Raw genomic sequence first — 14,907 nt, 5'->3', positions numbered from 1 at the left:
CGCGCATTAGTGCAAGAAGTTTTTCCTAATGCCTTGCTCGTGTTTGACAGATTTCATATCATGAAGCCAGTCAACGAAGAGTTGAATAAGGTACGTAAACAAACGAAAATGACTCTCAAAGGTAGCAAGTTCATTCTCCTCAAGAATGGAGTTGATTTGACACAGGAGGAACGAATGAAACTAGAGGCAATCTTGAATCATCAAGAGCGATTAAAGCTGGCTTATACTCTTAAAGAAGAGTTTAGAGAGATTTTTGAGACTTGTAGCACTGTGGAGTCAGGCAGAGAGCAATTGCTCAAATGGTTGAAGAAAGCTGGTTCTGTATACGCTAGTGTGCTGACCACAATTCGCAATCATCTCGATGGCATTTGCAATTATTTTTTGAACCGAACCACTAGTGGTGTCATGGAAGGAATTAATAATCGGATCGAGTTAATCAAACGGCAAGCATACGGCTTCGTTAACTTCGATAATTTTCGCGCTAGGCTATTAGCTTGCTTTTCTGATTAGTCTTACTTATCACCTTATATTCAGAAGACCCGTTCAACCTAACATTCAAGCTAGTAATGGAGTCATCCACGCGATTAATGAAGTCTTATTGCCACCCAATTTCAACTTGAGTAAATTGCAATAATTTAGGTAGTCACAAACGATTCCAACTTTGTGCAGTTGCAACTAATAGCATAAAGAGCCACAAGAGTACTTGGCAGCAAGAGAATTATTCTTAAAATGAATATTACAAGCTATTGTTCCTGCTGCTCTTGTGCGTAATTTATACTAGCAGTAACCCTTAAAAATAGCATGATTTACCGAGGTTTCATTTTTGCTTAAGCACGGGGAGCAAATCGAATGAATGCTAGCGATTCATTAGAAAATATTGCAGCTCAGAAAAATCTTCACACAGAGGCTTTTAAACTCAAACAGTTCGACAAAAACAAATTTAATTAGAGAAAAACCAGAGGGAAGACAGCTAAATAGAGAAAAAATAGATGTAGTAAATCCTTCTGAATTTGCTGGAATTATCTTACCTGTTTACTTAGCAATCATAGCTAGAGTATTAATTATTTTTCAGCTATCGCGCAAAAGAGAACAAAGCCTTGCTAGCGATTTTTTAAGTCGTCTCCATCAAGTTCCCTGCATGAACTGCCATTTTTATAATATGAACTCGCATCTCAAGTGTGCGGTAAATCCATCTGTAGTTTTAACTAGGCAAGCCATCGACTGTCCAGATTATCGCCCTCGTAACGATACAACATCTTTTCGCTAAGTAGCACTCTAGCAATTTTCTCGCTCGCCGATATTGGCGCTTGAGGCGTACAACTTTTCAGCAACTAACATACAAACGCGATCGCGTGTTTCTTCGCTCAAACAGCCTTGCTAAAGTTTCAAAGTGACCGAAGATGTCTGAACCCAAATAGATGCGAACGCTATGTTTCTCTAGAATTCGAGTCAAATCGAGTTTTCCATTGGAGCGAATATAATCATCACAGAGCAAACAAAATTGAGTAACATAAAATTTCTTTTAAAATCAACAATTAAAAATAATGAAGAAATCGAAGTTTGTCTAACCCGATTGCGATGCATTGTTGCAAATCGTCTTCACATTTTTATATAGTTTAGTTAAAGTTTTAAAACCCCAAATCTTCCGCAAGAAAGATGGATATTTTAAACAAAGTTCTACTTTAGTATTAAGACAACTTGAATGAGGAAATAATTGCAAAATGGTACTTTACAAACTAGAAGATTTCGATACCAACTACCAAGATGCTTTTGATGGCAACGACATCAAAGATTATGAAGTTTATTCCGATTCAGACAATGAAAAAGTTGGGACGGTCAAAAACATTCTAGTTGACGAATCAGGACATTTCCGGTATCTGATTGTTGACACTGGTTTTGGATTTTTGGCAAGCAAGTCTTACTACCAGTCGGACGGATTCGGATTGACAGTGGCGATCGCCGCATTTATGCTATCGGTTTTACCAAAGAACAAGCTGAAGCTCTACCCCAGTTCAGTGACGATTTAAAGGTGGATTACGACTATGAAGAACAGGTACGGGGAGTGTATCGCGATCGCGTAGACACGGCAACACCTTTAGAGACATCTGCTGCGGCTTACAACCGCAAGACCTACAACTACGAGCAAGAACCAGAGTTATACGACATGGGCGATCGCCACCAAGACACGCTCAAACTGTATGAAGAACGGTTAGTTGCTAACAAGACTCGCCGAAAAGCTGGAGAAGTATCGATTGGCAAACACGTTGAAGCCGAAACGCAAAGAGTTTCAGTTCCAGTTGAAAAAGAGCGCGTAGTCATCGAGCGAACGACTCCTGACAATGCTGGCAAGCCAGTTGCTCCTGGAGATGCCGCTTTCCGTGAAGGAGAAGTCGCCCATATGGGCTTTATGAAGAGCAGCCCGATATACGTAAAGAAGCAGTCTTGCGCGAAGAAGTCAGAGTGAGGAAAGAAGTAGAGCAGGAGATGGTTAGCACCCAAGAACAGGTGCGTCGAGAAGAGCTAGACATAGATAGCGAAGGTCGTCCGATTGTGGATTCTTAGGTTTATTTCTCGCCATTCCGCTATTGATTGTAGTACAAATTTGGCTTAAAGAAGTTTTAGTCAAAGATGTGATGAACAAATGGCGGAAAAACAAAATAATTAGGAATAATTACCCGATTAGGTGCGAGTGAGATTGTCCCCACTCGCCATCTATTTATTGTTCAACTGCTGATGGATACACGTTATCAACAATCATTACAGGTCTGTCAGCATAGTCCACTTCCAGTTGTCTTTGTAGACCTGGCTCTAAATCGAAACCATATTCCCTTTCGATGTCAGCAATCACGAGCCGATCTAGCACTCCAGTCGCAACTACTTTCTCACCTTGAGTCACTTTTTGTCTCGCAGCCTGTTTTGGATATGGATTCAAGACCAGCAAATTGTTTTCCAATACAAAAGCATTAGGACTGTAGACGCGCTGGACGTTACCAGGTACGGCAAGTCGTCTATTGTAGTAGAGGGTGGGGTTGCCTGTAATCTCCTCTGGTTCTGGAGCTGGAGCAACCGAGCGGGCAATAATTACCGGATCGTTCTCGTATTGAGCATACGTAGCGCGATCGAATTGCACGTTGTATCTTTTAGCAATCTCAGCCAGCGAAAAACTCCGCACTACGCCCGTTGCTTGCACTTCTATGTCATTAGACGGGAGATCTAATGGATTGCCAGAAAGATTTACGATCAAAATCGGTTCAACACCAAGAAACTCTTCATCGGCAATTGTAAAGGTATTATTACCAATTTTTTCGAGAAATCTACCTCTGACAGTCACTCTTTTACCAACCATAGCTTTGAATTTATCAGCTAACTCTTCGGAGGTGGTATTCCGTCGTTCTTGAGGTGTTGTTTGATTATTTACTTGAGCAATAACGTTTTCTTTGTTTGTGGTGCGCGTGACTTCTCTAGCATTGAGATAACCCGTAGGCATAGCAATCGCGATCGCGGCTAAGGCAAATGCTCCTTTAGCACTCCACTGTTGAAACAAGCGATCGCCCTTGTTTGTATGAGAACTTACGCTTTTGTTAATTAGTTTTTCAAACACGATAAATTCCTATTTACTCTCTACCATTTGACAGTAAGAATAAATAGTGGAAAATTCGGGGAAAATGGCGATCGCTGGCAAAATTACGACTAAAGAAGTAGTTAGTTTGACTTACTCTTGTTTAGCCTGAATAATTCAAGTGTTAAAACTGAAATCCCAACAAATTCCAGTAAGTCAGGAAGGGAATAAACACTCAAGCAGCTAGAGTAACTGAGGCATAATGAGAGCGGCTTGTCCAAGACCAATAATTATTCTTCCAAGCTAAAGCGATAAAGATAAACAATCCCTTTCACCACAGAGATAACGCCACCTGGGATATGAGTTTTTGACATCTCCTCTTGAAAGAAGTTGTCTACAAATGCTTCAAATTCTTGCAGGTTATTTAATTCAGGCGCACTCGGAGCCGTAGGTACAGATTGCTCTGGCTCAGTAATGGGCTGTTGGGGTTGGCGAGATCGATAACTTGTACGTCAGCCGGAGTGTTTCGCGTCCAAGTCGGTAGTCCCGATAGCGAGAGAAATAGGATGACGAGCGCTACCCAAGAAATTAACTTAGAGGCAAACTTGCGTTTGGCGATCGCCTTATTTCTTCTCTGTGGCAACATTTCCACTGATTCAATCTTTTACCGTATGGCAACCTGAAACGATTGCTAGCAGCGCGATCGCTCGATCCTTTATCTCGTTAGCAGGAAAAATAGGATTCGACCGGAAATTTCCGGCAGCGCGATCGCTCTATTGACTTTGACTTGAAGATACATCCAAATAGTAGAAAACTGGTGGAGTTGGCGACCTCATCAAATTAAATGAGTTGAGGTACATAATTGTTTACTGTTTTCAAGGTGAAGCAAGCTAAACAGCAGTATATATTTTTACAATGTTTATAGAGTGGAGACTTGCTAAAACTGCGATCGCTACTTCAAAATTTGAGGGGACTATTCTTATTCGATCTTAAATGGCGCTTCATCTTCCCTTTGATATAAATACATAAATAACCAGGCAAATTTTCGCTTGGAAAAGGCGATCGCTATGCTGAAGCAGTGTTGTGTAAATGATGAATAGACTAGCTACTAGCCGCAAACTCGCTCATCAGCCTGTGTGGAAAATGAATGGAGCAATTGCCGCAATACTCTTAGCTCTAACTCTTGTTGGCTGCACCGATCCTAACTCGAACTCAGCTAATTCTGAGGCTAACGCAACAATAGGTGAAATCGTTAACGGAGCAAATACCAACCTCATAGGTAAGACCGTAACTGTAAGCGGAGAAATCGAAGAAGTTGTCAGTCCGAAAGCATTTATCATTGAGCTTTCGCATACTTTCCCGCACTACCTCGATACCTACAATTCTCCACGAGTTTTGCACTATTTATGGCTAACCTTAAGAACGAGACTGTTCTATCTAAAATAATTCCAGTATTTGCTCGGACAACCGATCGCTACTTACTCCTAACACATTGATAGTAGTAGGTATAAAACCTTATCTCTTGTCACTCATACTATTTTCAGCAGGAGGAATAATTTGACCTTAAATAATCGGGGTCGATATTATGAACAGAAAAAAGATTATCAAATTTGGCTCGCTCGCCATTTCATTAGTATTAATTATCCTATTTTTTGGAGGTTCAAAGTTTCAGCGAACTCAGGACTGCTATTGGGCAGACATAACTTGCAACTCACACTTTCAAGCATATACAAAAGTATTGGCTGAAGAAACATGGGGTCAAGCAGGTATTGTAGCGTATCCGGCAGCAGCTCGATGGATGAGGACAAATAACGGTAGCGGTCGAGCATTAGACGATCTTCAAAAACAATATTTGCGAATTTATTTCGGAGATTTAGTCGATCAGGTGGCGATCGTCTACAATGCTAAATTGATGGACGGCTGGTTATATGCCGATTTTAAGATCGATATCGGTCAAGTTGATGCGATCGCTCAAACTTATTGCGATCGCATTTACGTTGAGGGTTCGTATAAATCTAGCGATCCCGTCCAATTATCGTTGCTAGCTCACGAACTCGTACACTCGATGCAATGCGAACGTCTCGGTGGGACAACTCAGTTTGGATATTTGTATTTTAAAGAGTTCAAAAGGGCAGGTCAAAGTTACAAAGATAATAAACTAGAAACAGAGGCTAAGGATTTTCAAAAGCAGTTTGCCGGATGGCTGACCCATCAATTGGCAACTGATGAAACAGTACAAGAGCAAGGATAATTTAACAATCTCAACTTATGGTGTAGGGTAGGCATTGCCCACCCTACATGTATTTCAAAGATCGAATAGGAATCCTATAGCTGTATTGAAATATCAAGCTGAAGTTTGCTAAGACTTACATATAAAATATTAAGACAAGGTAAAGTATAGATTATTTTATTATTAATTTTATTGAAAATATGTGCTTTTTTGAAATATTTAGAACTAAAGATATAAATTCTGCTTGCCAAATACCAGTATAAATCTATCGCAAGCAAGAAGAACAGTAGGCAAACAAACTTGATAGAATCTGCCGTATCAGTTAGAAGCGAAACCAGATGTCATTTTGGGTAAAATTAGTGTTTGTCAAAATCTAAATTGTACGATATTTGAAGCAATAAATACAAATGCAAAATTAGTTATAAAATATAATTTTATTGCCATATTTCAAAGTGTTTTAATTTGAATTCTACTTGAGATAAATGATGAATGCTACAACTAGTAACTCCCAAATGACAACGCAAGAGGCGCGTTCTGGAACTGAAAAAACAATAGACCATAGTTTTTTTTGGACTACACGAATACTAGCACTAGCTGTAGCTGGAGTTCTGTTGTGGATCGCCGGACAAGTTGCTTGGAATTCTATACCTGCGATTCAACAGTTTGGTTTGGAATTTCTTGCAACTGCTGCTTGGAATCCGGTTGAAGAACTTTATGGCGTACTGCCTATGGCTTATGGGACAGTAGTTAGTTCTTTTATCGCATTGCTATTAGCTGTTCCCGTTGGCTTGGCATGTGCGATCGTGCTGAGCGAGAATTTTTTACCGTTATCAATTCGGACTCCACTCACTTTTCTCGTAGAACTGCTAGCAGCAATTCCCAGTGTTGTTTATGGCTTGTGGGGAATCTACGTTTTGATTCCGTTTCTGCAACCGATTGGCAGGTGGTTCCACGATAATTTCAGTTATATACCTCTGTTTGCTACACAGTACGCGGGACCAGGTATGTTACCTGCTGGAGTTGTTCTCGCTATCATGATTTTACCAATTGTTGCTGCGATTTCCCGCGATTCTCTGGCTGCCGTTCCTAGCGAGCTTCGGTGGGGAGCTTATGGTATCGGCTCGACACGCTGGCAAACAATTTTTAGCGTTCTAATCCCAGCAGCTTTTTCAGGTATTGTTGGTGGTATTATGCTGGCACTAGGTCGGGCACTAGGAGAAACAATTGCTGTCACGTTGGTAATTGGCAACAGTAACAATTTAAATTTCTCCATTCTTGCACCAGCTAATACAATTGCCTCGCTACTAGCTAATCAATTTGCTGAGGCATCTGGATTACAAAAGTCTTCTTTATTTTACGCTGGGCTAGTTTTGTTTGTCATCACGCTAATAGTTAATATTTTGGCATATTGGATTATTCAAAAGGTGAAAAAGTATTAATTGGTAATTGGTAATTAACTTTGAGTGAAAAGCAAGCGATCGCTCATCAAGGAGAAAATAAAGCTAATGGCAACAAATTTTGAGAATCACAATGCCGATGAATTTCCCACTCCTCAAATGGAGCGATCCTACTCTACTCCCCGAACGGCGATTGGACTGGCGCTGACAGTATTAGCATTTCTATTACTAGGAGTCGCTCTGCTACCATTGTTTTTGGTAATTGGCTTTGTCATTGTTAAAGGCGCAAATCGACTCAACTTAGAATTATTTACAGGCTCGATCCCTGTAGCGTTACAAGAGGGTGGGGGTATTGCTCCGGCAATTTTAGGAACGTTAATTGTGGTTGGAATTGCTACTGCAATTAGCATTCCCTTCGGCGTGTTAGCAGCAGTTTATTTATCGGAATTTAGCTCTGGTAGAATAGCCAGGTGGATTCGTTTTGCCACCAACGTCTTGAGTGGGGTTCCTTCTATTATCGTCGGTATCTTTGCCTATGGCGTTATCGTTCTGACTACCAATACTTACTCTGCTGTGGCGGGAGGCTTTGCCCTTGCCATTCTCATGTTGCCAATTGTAGTACGGACTGCCGATGAATCTTTGCAGCTCGTACCGCAAGAGGTGCGCTGGGCATCAGTCGGGGTGGGAGCTTCCAATTTTCAAACCGTGTTAACAATAGTACTGCCTGCGGCTATGGGGGCGATCGCCACCGGAGTGACTTTAGCGATCGCCCGTGCGGCGGGAGAAACTGCACCGCTGATTTTTACAGCGTTGTTCTCTCAATACTGGCCCAGAGGTATCTGGGAGCCAGTCCCAACCCTCTCTGTTTTGATCTATAACTTTGCTGCCGTACCTTATCAAAATCAGCAAGAAATTGCCTGGGCAGCTTCTTTAATCCTAGTGCTTTTGATTTTGCTTGCCAGTATCCTCGCTCGCTGGGTAGCAAGTAAATCGACTTACTAATCTGCTGATTCGTACAACTCACTATCCTCCCCACAATTATTATGTACTCTAGAAACCAGACCGACGATCGCTTGGCTCAACCAGTGCCAGCCGATCCAAACGATACGGTATTACGCACGCAAAGAGTGAACGTCTACTATGGCGACACTTTAGCAGTGCAACAGGTGTCTATGGACATTTTGAAAAACAGCGTCACTGCCTTTATTGGTCCTTCTGGCTGCGGTAAAAGTACGCTGATTCGTTGCTTCAATCGACTCAACGACTTAATTGATGGTTGTCGGGTAGAAGGTAAAGTAATCTACCGTGGCAAAGACCTTTATGCAGCCAAAATCGATCCAGTTGCAGTGCGACGGCGGATTGGTATGGTATTTCAAAAACCAAATCCTTTCCCCAAATCAATTTATGAGAATATCGCTTACGGTGCTAGAGTGAACGGTTTCAAGGGCGATATGGATGAATTAGTCGAGCGATCGCTTCAAAAAGCAGCATTGTGGAATGAAGTCAAAGATAAACTCAAAAGCAATGGTTTGTCCCTTTCTGGCGGACAACAACAGCGTTTGTGTATTGCGCGGGCGATCGCACTCAAGCCAGAAGTCGTTTTGATGGACGAACCCTGTTCTGCCCTCGATCCAATCTCTACTCAGAGGGTAGAAGAACTGATCCACGAGTTGAAGCATGAATACACGATTATCATCGTGACTCACAATATGCAACAAGCAGCGCGAGTGTCAGATTTTACTGCTTTTTTTAATGCTGAAGCAGGAGAAAACGGCAAGCGGTTCGGTTACTTAGTGGAGTACGACAAAACCGAAGCAATTTTTAGCAGTCCTCAGCAAGCATCTACTAAAGAGTACGTTAGCGGTCGCTTTGGTTAAGCAAAGAACGAATAGAATAGATCGTCAGAAAAATTCAAAAGTCAAAAGTTAAAAATCAAAAAATAAGGGCGAGGTTTTCGCCCTTAAACAAAACTCACTTTAACTTGCAATTTGCTCTACGGTTGGTGCGACTTTTTTGACAACTCCCTCTGGTAAAGGGATATAGCCTAGCTCTGCACTGAATTTTTGACACTCATTCAATGCATAGTTCACCACATTTTCTATGGTTTGGGCTTTTTGTTGGTCTTGATATTGGTCGTAAACTAGCAGCCAGGTGTAAGTCACAATTGGATAAGATTGTTCTCCTTGAGGATCTCTAGCAAAAGAAACCAAGTTCTCTGGTAGTTCGATCGATTCTAAGGCATTAGCTGATGTTTCTGGCGTTGGTGCGACGAAATTACCGGAATTATTTTCTAAGGTAGCTACAGGAAGCTTATTTTCCGAAGCGTAGCCATATTCAACATAGCCAATTGCTCCTTTGGTCTGCTGAATCTGAGCCGTTACACCTTGGTTTCCTTCCGCTCCAATACCGACGGGCCAACTTACAGTTTTACCAGCTCCGACTTTACTTTTCCACTGCGGGCTAATTTCACTCAGGTGTTCGGTGAAAACGGCTGTAGTACCGCTACCATCGGCACGATGGACGACTGTAATCGGTAAGTCAGGCAAATTTACACCAGGATTAGCTTCAGCAATTTTTGGATTATTCCAATTCTTAATTTCACCCGTAAAAATTGCTGGGTAAATTTCCCGTGGCAATCGGATGGGTTTTTCCACACTAGGTAAGTTGTATGCAAGTACAATCGCCCCAGCACTCAAGGGAATTGTCAGCGCCCCCCGCTCGATCTTTTTCCTTTGTTCCTCTGTAATTGCTACGTCGCTAGCGCCAAAGTCCACAGTTCCCTGAGTAAACTGTTCTACACCAGCACCGCTACCCACAGGTTGATAACTGACTCTTACGTTTGGATTCTTTTGGTTGTACTCGGCAAAACACCGTTGGTAAAACGGAGCCGGAAAAGTTGCTCCAGCACCAGTCAAACTAACATTTCCACCTCCTCCGGTATCTGCTGCTGGAGAGGTAGCAGGATTACCCGTAGGTGTATTTTCAACAGTATTCGGCGGTTGACAAGCAGTAGTACCCAAAGAGATAGCAATCAAGGGTAGAAGAAAAGCTCGTCGCATTGAAGAAATTTGAGTCAGCATAAGGTCTCTTTTGTGTTTGATAGAAACGTCACGTCTACGCTCGGATCGATAGATTGCGATTAAAAGGAAGACTGAATAGCCTCAAATCTTTTCACTAATTTTTTTAGGAAGTATGAGAAATTTGAGTTGAGCGATCGCGACATTGTACATCTAGCGAGCGAATCCCTAAACTTATTGCTGAAGTCTGTTTCAGAGGAGGTTTCAGCAAATTCTATTTAGAAGATATATCTAACTGTCAACAAGTTCCTAAAAACATTAACATCTTAAAAAAAAGAGTTCGAGCGAATCAAGTATCAATGGAATTATTTCTTACGATATAGCAACAGTTAAAAATAGCTATTGTCTACAACATCAATGATATAAAGTCAATAATATTTCAATAAAATAAAGTTAAATTGAGGTTAAATTTTGGCGATCGAATATTTAACTTACCAAGGCGGAAAAATAGGCAAACGATTAGCGGATACTCTTTTATATTTCTTTTATCTCTATTGCTCTGCTTTCATTTCTTCAATTTCAAAAAGCTAACAATTACGCTTACTATAGGAATTTACAGGGAAATACCTACTATTCCTGCAACTTTAGCTCCCACAAGTATAGCAAGAAAGTGACCATTGGATTAATATTAACTGAGCTTGAATAAAGCCTAATAATTGGCGATAAAATATACTAAAAAACGGTTTTGTGAATTTTTAGGCAAAAATTTCAGAATGAAAAGCTAAAGTCTTTGTCCATCGAGTAATATAAAAAAAAAAGTAATGACAGCAATTAACACAAGCGTAATAAAATTAGCGAAAAAATACTTTTGAATGCATGAAAAAAATAAGTTATTGTCGTGCTGTATGCTGCTAAAATTTGTCTTTGTAACTCTTGCTAAATGAGATTGAAGTTTACCTGTATATTGCGATTTAGTAGAAATTCTTCTAATCGATCTGTTAATGGTACTAGAGAATTTAAAAATGCCGTGACGCTCCCAATCAGTTGTTGCGCTTGAGAGAAAGTAGCATAGTGTGATGGCAGCGTACTTTACTTAGCAACTGGTTAAATTTGCCATCTTAGGGGTTGTTCGATTGGGGGAACGCTTTGCTGAAGTCTCACTCAGTACGGAGATCAGAAGCGCACTCAAGCCGAGCAGTTGCAGGACAAAACGTGTCGCGTGCGAATACTCCCACTGGTTCCGTACTTGCGTCCACTCTGCCGGAATGAAATTGACCGTCCACTGAGCAAACTCAGCATTCATTGGTGCAACTTTTTATAAGAGCAAAGATGGTAATGCTGTAAAAGCAACCAGGAGAAATATTGTGCGCTGGGATAGAATTTTTGCCTTAGTGCTGATAATTGTTTGTCTATTGGCAGCACTGGGTAATTGGCTAGGAAACCCCCGCTCATCTGAAGTTGCCAGCGATCGCATGGGAAGAACAGGTACACCAGCCCAGGTAGCTTTACTGGAAATCTACGGGACGATTAGCGACGAACCTACAACACCTTTTGGAAGTGTAGACAACTCCAACTCGAACGCCATTATTAAATCGATTCGCCAAGCTCGTAAAGATGGAGTAAAAGCAATTTTATTGCATATCAATAGCCCTGGCGGGACTGCGGCTGCTTCTCAAGCAGTTTACAACGAGCTAATGCGGACTCGTAATGAAACTCCAATTCAAATTGTTGCCAGCATGGGAGATGTGGCAGCTTCCGGCGGTTATTATGTTGCTAGTGCCGCTCACCACATCGTTGCTAATCCTGCAACTACAACTGGCTCGATCGGGGTCATTATTCGGACTCAAAATCTCTCTCCCTTACTGAATAAAGTGGGGATTGAAACAGGTAATATCAAAAGCGGTCAGTATAAAGATATTCTCTCGCCTTTTCGAGATCTCTCAGCAAGAGAACAAGTAATTTTACAGGGAATTGTGACGGAATCTTACCAGCAATTCCTCGATGCTATAGTTGCAGGACGCAAGATTTCGCTCGAACAACTCAAACCCTTAGCAGACGGACGCATATTTACAGGCGCGCAAGCGCAACAAGTCAAGTTAGTGGATTCTCTAGGAAATACCCACGATGCTCTGATGAAAGCAGCACAATTAGCAAAAATTTCTGGAGAACCAACTGTTCGCAATTACTCTTCCCCTGGTTGGCGCGACTCTTTAGGAATTTCCTTTTCCTCAGTGACAAATAGATTTATTCCTAATTTGAGAGAATTGCAAATGGCTCGTTGGCAGAAGATTCCGCTGGCGCTGTGGGAATAATTGTGGGGATAAATTATGTTGGATTCTCTCTACACTACATTTTTTCGACCAACGGCAGCTCGATTTTCTGCTCCCGTAGCGATCGCAATTGGATTGCTAATTGTATTCGTACTAGCACTAAATGCAGCAGGTACGGCTAGATTGGGTATTGGTGGTGCGATTGGATTTATTTTACTCTTTGCCTTTGCCGGATTGCTAGGATGGTTTTGGCTATCTGCTGCGGTTAATTTGTTGGCACAGTTGCTAGGGGGACGAGCCGATGCTAGCAACACCATGCAGGCGATTGCGGCTGGACTTGCACCGTTAATTCTAACTGCTCCCGCGATCGCTGCCAGTAAGTGGTCTGTTGCTTTGGGAAACTTATTTTCTTTTGCGATTAGCATTGCCGCTGTAATCTGTGACGCACTCAAGCCAGTTGGAGTCGTGTTATTTGTCTATGTTGTTATAGTAGGAGCTTGGCTAGGGGCTTCTTTGCTACGATATTACTTTAAATAGTCTTTTGACTCGAAAAGACTCACGCTCGGAAAAATGATTAGACAGAGATTTTTTTACTTAGTAAGTTTATTCTTTTTAGGAGAGATCGCTGCTTGTCAAACTCTTCAAAATCCTCCAGTTAAGTCTGCTCAGCCTTCGGATTCCAGCATAGCCGCACAGAAGCAGCAAGCCGAGCAGACTAACTTACTAGCATTGTTTTTAGTTAAAAGAGATAATTTCAAACAAGAATATCGCGGAGAAATTTATCCGATCGCTTTCTATATTGATGACGAATATGTAGATGTGAGCGATGATGTCACTCTTTTAATCAGAAATAATTTTAGTTCAGAACAGTTAATTAAAAATCAACGACAGCAGAGTTTTTTAAATGCAGTCGAGAAAAATACCATAATTAATCAAGATCGCCAAGTTGGTAACTTTGAAGTCGAACAATTGACAGTGAGTCAATTTGCCTGTTCTTCTCTACTAGTAGGACAAGGGCAATTTGAGGATCGCCGCTCGCTCGCAGATATCTACAACGCGATTGCCCAAGAACGTTCTGGCGGTACGAGTGGCTTTATCAACGGTCAGAAAGTAGATGAATCATGGCGCTTGGCGATCGCTCTGCATCACTACTATCCCGTCCCAACTCAAAAGCCCAATCCCAACCCAGCCGATTTAGAACGGTACGAACGGGATTTACTGGCGGCGGCTGAATCTGCAATTTCTGAATCTCCCAATACTCAAAACATCAAAGTCGGCTCCACAATTGCGATCGATAAAATATCCGTTCGCGATCTCGATGGCGATGGTTCTCCAGAAGTTTTCGGACAGGTAAGAAAAGGGGCAAACTCTAAAGCTGCTACCACTGTCTATGCTACCGTGTGGTTAACTTACAAAAACAAGCAGCCACAAGTAATTTCGAGTCAAGGGAAATCTTACAGTGTCGAACCACCTGTAGAAGCGAGTAACAGTCCGGCTTACGACCTCATCGGTACTGTAGATGTGAATGGAGACGGCGTAGAGGAAGTTATAGTTCAAAATAATGGCTACGAAGCCACTAGTTATGGCATCTATGAATACGAAAACGAGCGATTAAACCAAGTCTTCGATGGTGCTGGATATGGATGCTAATACCAAAAGTCATGTGTAACAGCCAGCTAACGGCTTTGCCGCAGAGTGAAAAAAGTAATTTCCGGCGGACAGTTAATTGCGATCGGAACGAGACTAAAACCGATGCCTCGATTCACGTAGAGATGGTTTCCTGGCTCTCCGTAGCCGTCAATCCAGCCGTCGGCGTAGACCTCATCATCTTTTACGTAAGACAACCAAGTTAGCCCTGGCAAGAATGGTAAGCGAATTTGTCCGCCGTGAGCGTGTCCTGCTACAGCTATCGGTGCAGTGTTGGGCGGAAATTTAGCAAACGAATCGGGATGATGCATCATTGCAAATCTAGGTGCTTCGTTCGGCACTTGCGCGAGGGCAACTGCGGGGCGATCGCAATCTGCCCAGTGCGAACCTATGCCTACCAAATATAAGGGTGGTGTAGTTGCTGCTGCGATCGAGGGGCGATCGCGATTTGTAGGCAGTGTTAGTGTCACAGCTTGATTTTGCAGGACTCGAACGCCAACAGTTTCCAGCTCTTGCTGTGAGTTTGGTAGCCAGCGATCGATCTGGAGAATCTTTCTCAGAAGCCAAGGCATAGTCGTGATTGCCCAAAACAGCATAAGTGGGATCGCCAATAACTGCGACTCTCTACCCTTGCCAAGCACTAGGAAGATTCGGAATTATAGCTACTTCTTCTTCTGTATCAATTATGTATGGTTCTAGCAATCCCCACAGCAGGAGAGCGCCAATTAGTCATAGTAAACCGAGGAAAATGTATTTGATTTTTTTCATATTGCTTGACCGAAACAAG

16 protein-coding genes and 3 pseudogenes are annotated in these 14,907 nt (G+C 42.0%); 14 read left to right on the top strand and 5 right to left on the bottom strand.

Translation table 11 applies throughout. The features are described 5' to 3' along the window. The first annotated feature begins 9 nt into the window (after positions 1-9). The 5 genes and pseudogenes from N4J56_RS21710 to N4J56_RS41180 all read left to right on the top strand — a co-directional run. Positions 10-510 carry a transposase gene (locus tag N4J56_RS21710; RefSeq protein WP_317108332.1) on the top strand — a complete coding sequence of 167 codons (501 nt, stop codon included), beginning with the start codon at positions 10-12 and terminating at the stop codon, positions 508-510. 31 nt (positions 511-541) lie between these two features. Then, positions 542-634: pseudogene (locus N4J56_RS41190) on the top strand (fasciclin domain-containing protein); the annotation flags it as partial. Between the two features lie 1,087 nt (positions 635-1,721). Continuing rightward, positions 1,722-2,027 (top strand): PRC-barrel domain-containing protein, encoded by a 306-nt coding sequence (locus N4J56_RS21705; RefSeq protein WP_317108331.1) that lies wholly within the window; start codon positions 1,722-1,724, stop codon positions 2,025-2,027. 137 nt (positions 2,028-2,164) lie between these two features. Next, positions 2,165-2,562 (top strand): annotated as a pseudogene (locus N4J56_RS41185) (YsnF/AvaK domain-containing protein). Further along, positions 2,553-2,693, top strand: a pseudogene (locus N4J56_RS41180) (AI-2E family transporter); the annotation flags it as partial. The pseudogenes N4J56_RS41185 and N4J56_RS41180, both read left to right, overlap by 10 nt. Positions 2,694-2,716: 23 nt before the next feature. Here the strand turns inward: N4J56_RS41180 and N4J56_RS21690 are convergent. Together N4J56_RS21690 and N4J56_RS21685 are read right to left on the bottom strand one after the other, a co-directional pair. Beyond that, the gene (locus tag N4J56_RS21690; RefSeq protein WP_317108328.1) at positions 2,717-3,601 is read right to left on the bottom strand and encodes a hypothetical protein; all 885 of its coding nucleotides are present in this window, start codon (positions 3,599-3,601) and stop codon (positions 2,717-2,719) included. 382 nt (positions 3,602-3,983) lie between these two features. Further along, the gene (locus tag N4J56_RS21685) at positions 3,984-4,205 is read right to left on the bottom strand and encodes a hypothetical protein (RefSeq protein WP_317108327.1); all 222 of its coding nucleotides are present in this window, start codon (positions 4,203-4,205) and stop codon (positions 3,984-3,986) included. Between N4J56_RS21685 and N4J56_RS21680 the strand changes: the two genes are divergently transcribed. The 6 genes from N4J56_RS21680 to pstB all read left to right on the top strand — a co-directional run bounded on the left by N4J56_RS21680 (position 4,196) and on the right by pstB (position 9,063). Further along, positions 4,196-4,339 (top strand): hypothetical protein, encoded by a 144-nt coding sequence (locus tag N4J56_RS21680; protein WP_317108326.1) that lies wholly within the window; start codon positions 4,196-4,198, stop codon positions 4,337-4,339. The genes N4J56_RS21685 and N4J56_RS21680 overlap by 10 nt on opposite strands. Before the next feature lie 309 nt (positions 4,340-4,648). After that, positions 4,649-5,005, top strand: a complete 357-nt coding sequence (locus tag N4J56_RS21675) for a hypothetical protein (protein WP_317108325.1) — start codon at positions 4,649-4,651, stop codon at positions 5,003-5,005. 292 nt (positions 5,006-5,297) lie between these two features. Beyond that, positions 5,298-5,810, top strand: coding sequence for a DUF4157 domain-containing protein (locus N4J56_RS21670; protein WP_317108323.1), 513 nt, complete (start codon positions 5,298-5,300; stop codon positions 5,808-5,810). Positions 5,811-6,274: 464 nt separating this feature from the next. Further along, positions 6,275-7,228 carry a phosphate ABC transporter permease subunit PstC gene (gene pstC, locus N4J56_RS21665; RefSeq protein WP_410500561.1) on the top strand — a complete coding sequence of 318 codons (954 nt, stop codon included), beginning with the start codon at positions 6,275-6,277 and terminating at the stop codon, positions 7,226-7,228. Between the two features lie 66 nt (positions 7,229-7,294). Beyond that, positions 7,295-8,188 carry a phosphate ABC transporter permease PstA gene (gene pstA / locus N4J56_RS21660; RefSeq protein WP_317108321.1) on the top strand — a complete coding sequence of 298 codons (894 nt, stop codon included), beginning with the start codon at positions 7,295-7,297 and terminating at the stop codon, positions 8,186-8,188. Between the two features lie 41 nt (positions 8,189-8,229). After that, positions 8,230-9,063: a phosphate ABC transporter ATP-binding protein PstB gene (gene pstB / locus N4J56_RS21655; protein ID WP_317108320.1), complete on the top strand. Its 834-nt coding sequence runs from the start codon at positions 8,230-8,232 to the stop codon at positions 9,061-9,063. Positions 9,064-9,162: 99 nt separating this feature from the next. On the opposite strand, the gene pstS is transcribed toward pstB, so the two are convergent. Together pstS and N4J56_RS21645 are read right to left on the bottom strand one after the other, a co-directional pair. Beyond that, positions 9,163-10,266, bottom strand: a complete 1,104-nt coding sequence (gene pstS, locus N4J56_RS21650) for a phosphate ABC transporter substrate-binding protein PstS (protein WP_317108319.1) — start codon at positions 10,264-10,266, stop codon at positions 9,163-9,165. Positions 10,267-11,296: 1,030 nt separating this feature from the next. After that, on the bottom strand, positions 11,297-11,506 hold the full coding sequence (locus N4J56_RS21645) for a hypothetical protein (protein ID WP_317108318.1): 210 nt from the start codon (positions 11,504-11,506) through the stop codon (positions 11,297-11,299). 61 nt (positions 11,507-11,567) lie between these two features. On the opposite strand from N4J56_RS21645, the gene sppA reads away from it, so the two are divergent. From sppA to N4J56_RS21630, 3 genes are read left to right on the top strand one after another with little or no spacing between them, the layout of a single operon-like run. After that, the gene (gene sppA, locus N4J56_RS21640) at positions 11,568-12,515 is read left to right on the top strand and encodes a signal peptide peptidase SppA (RefSeq protein ID WP_317108317.1); all 948 of its coding nucleotides are present in this window, start codon (positions 11,568-11,570) and stop codon (positions 12,513-12,515) included. Positions 12,516-12,530: 15 nt separating this feature from the next. Next, complete coding sequence (locus N4J56_RS21635; protein WP_317108316.1) at positions 12,531-13,010, top strand: hypothetical protein; 480 nt, start codon at positions 12,531-12,533, stop codon at positions 13,008-13,010. A gap of 33 nt (positions 13,011-13,043) precedes the next feature. Next, complete coding sequence (locus N4J56_RS21630) at positions 13,044-14,123, top strand: hypothetical protein (protein WP_317108315.1); 1,080 nt, start codon at positions 13,044-13,046, stop codon at positions 14,121-14,123. 26 nt (positions 14,124-14,149) lie between these two features. Here the strand turns inward: N4J56_RS21630 and N4J56_RS21625 are convergent, their stop codons facing one another. Continuing rightward, a complete protein-coding gene (locus N4J56_RS21625) occupies positions 14,150-14,692 on the bottom strand; it encodes a hypothetical protein (protein ID WP_317108314.1) in 543 nt (180 codons plus the stop codon). Positions 14,693-14,907 lie beyond the last annotated feature (215 nt).

Source organism: Chroococcidiopsis sp. SAG 2025 (genome assembly GCF_032860985.1).
Classification (GTDB): domain Bacteria; phylum Cyanobacteriota; class Cyanobacteriia; order Cyanobacteriales; family Chroococcidiopsidaceae; genus Chroococcidiopsis.
This window is presented reverse-complemented; position numbering and strand designations above follow the sequence as displayed.

Excerpts from the sequence above, each read along its gene's own strand:
- N4J56_RS21685 (WP_317108327.1), bottom strand. The coding sequence starts at position 4,205 with ATGTTGCCACAGAGAAGAAATAAGGCGATCGCCAAACGCAAGTTTGCC.
- N4J56_RS21630 (WP_317108315.1), top strand. The coding sequence starts at position 13,044 with ATGATTAGACAGAGATTTTTTTACTTAGTAAGTTTATTCTTTTTAGGA.
- N4J56_RS21645 (WP_317108318.1), bottom strand. The coding sequence starts at position 11,506 with ATGAATGCTGAGTTTGCTCAGTGGACGGTCAATTTCATTCCGGCAGAG.
- pstA (WP_317108321.1), top strand. The coding sequence starts at position 7,295 with ATGGCAACAAATTTTGAGAATCACAATGCCGATGAATTTCCCACTCCT.
- pstC (WP_410500561.1), top strand. The coding sequence starts at position 6,275 with ATGAATGCTACAACTAGTAACTCCCAAATGACAACGCAAGAGGCGCGT.
- pstB (WP_317108320.1), top strand. The coding sequence starts at position 8,230 with ATGTACTCTAGAAACCAGACCGACGATCGCTTGGCTCAACCAGTGCCA.
- N4J56_RS21635 (WP_317108316.1), top strand. The coding sequence starts at position 12,531 with ATGTTGGATTCTCTCTACACTACATTTTTTCGACCAACGGCAGCTCGA.
- pstS (WP_317108319.1), bottom strand. The coding sequence starts at position 10,266 with ATGCTGACTCAAATTTCTTCAATGCGACGAGCTTTTCTTCTACCCTTG.
- N4J56_RS21675 (WP_317108325.1), top strand. The coding sequence starts at position 4,649 with ATGATGAATAGACTAGCTACTAGCCGCAAACTCGCTCATCAGCCTGTG.
- N4J56_RS21705 (WP_317108331.1), top strand. The coding sequence starts at position 1,722 with ATGGTACTTTACAAACTAGAAGATTTCGATACCAACTACCAAGATGCT.
- N4J56_RS21625 (WP_317108314.1), bottom strand. The coding sequence starts at position 14,692 with ATGCCTTGGCTTCTGAGAAAGATTCTCCAGATCGATCGCTGGCTACCA.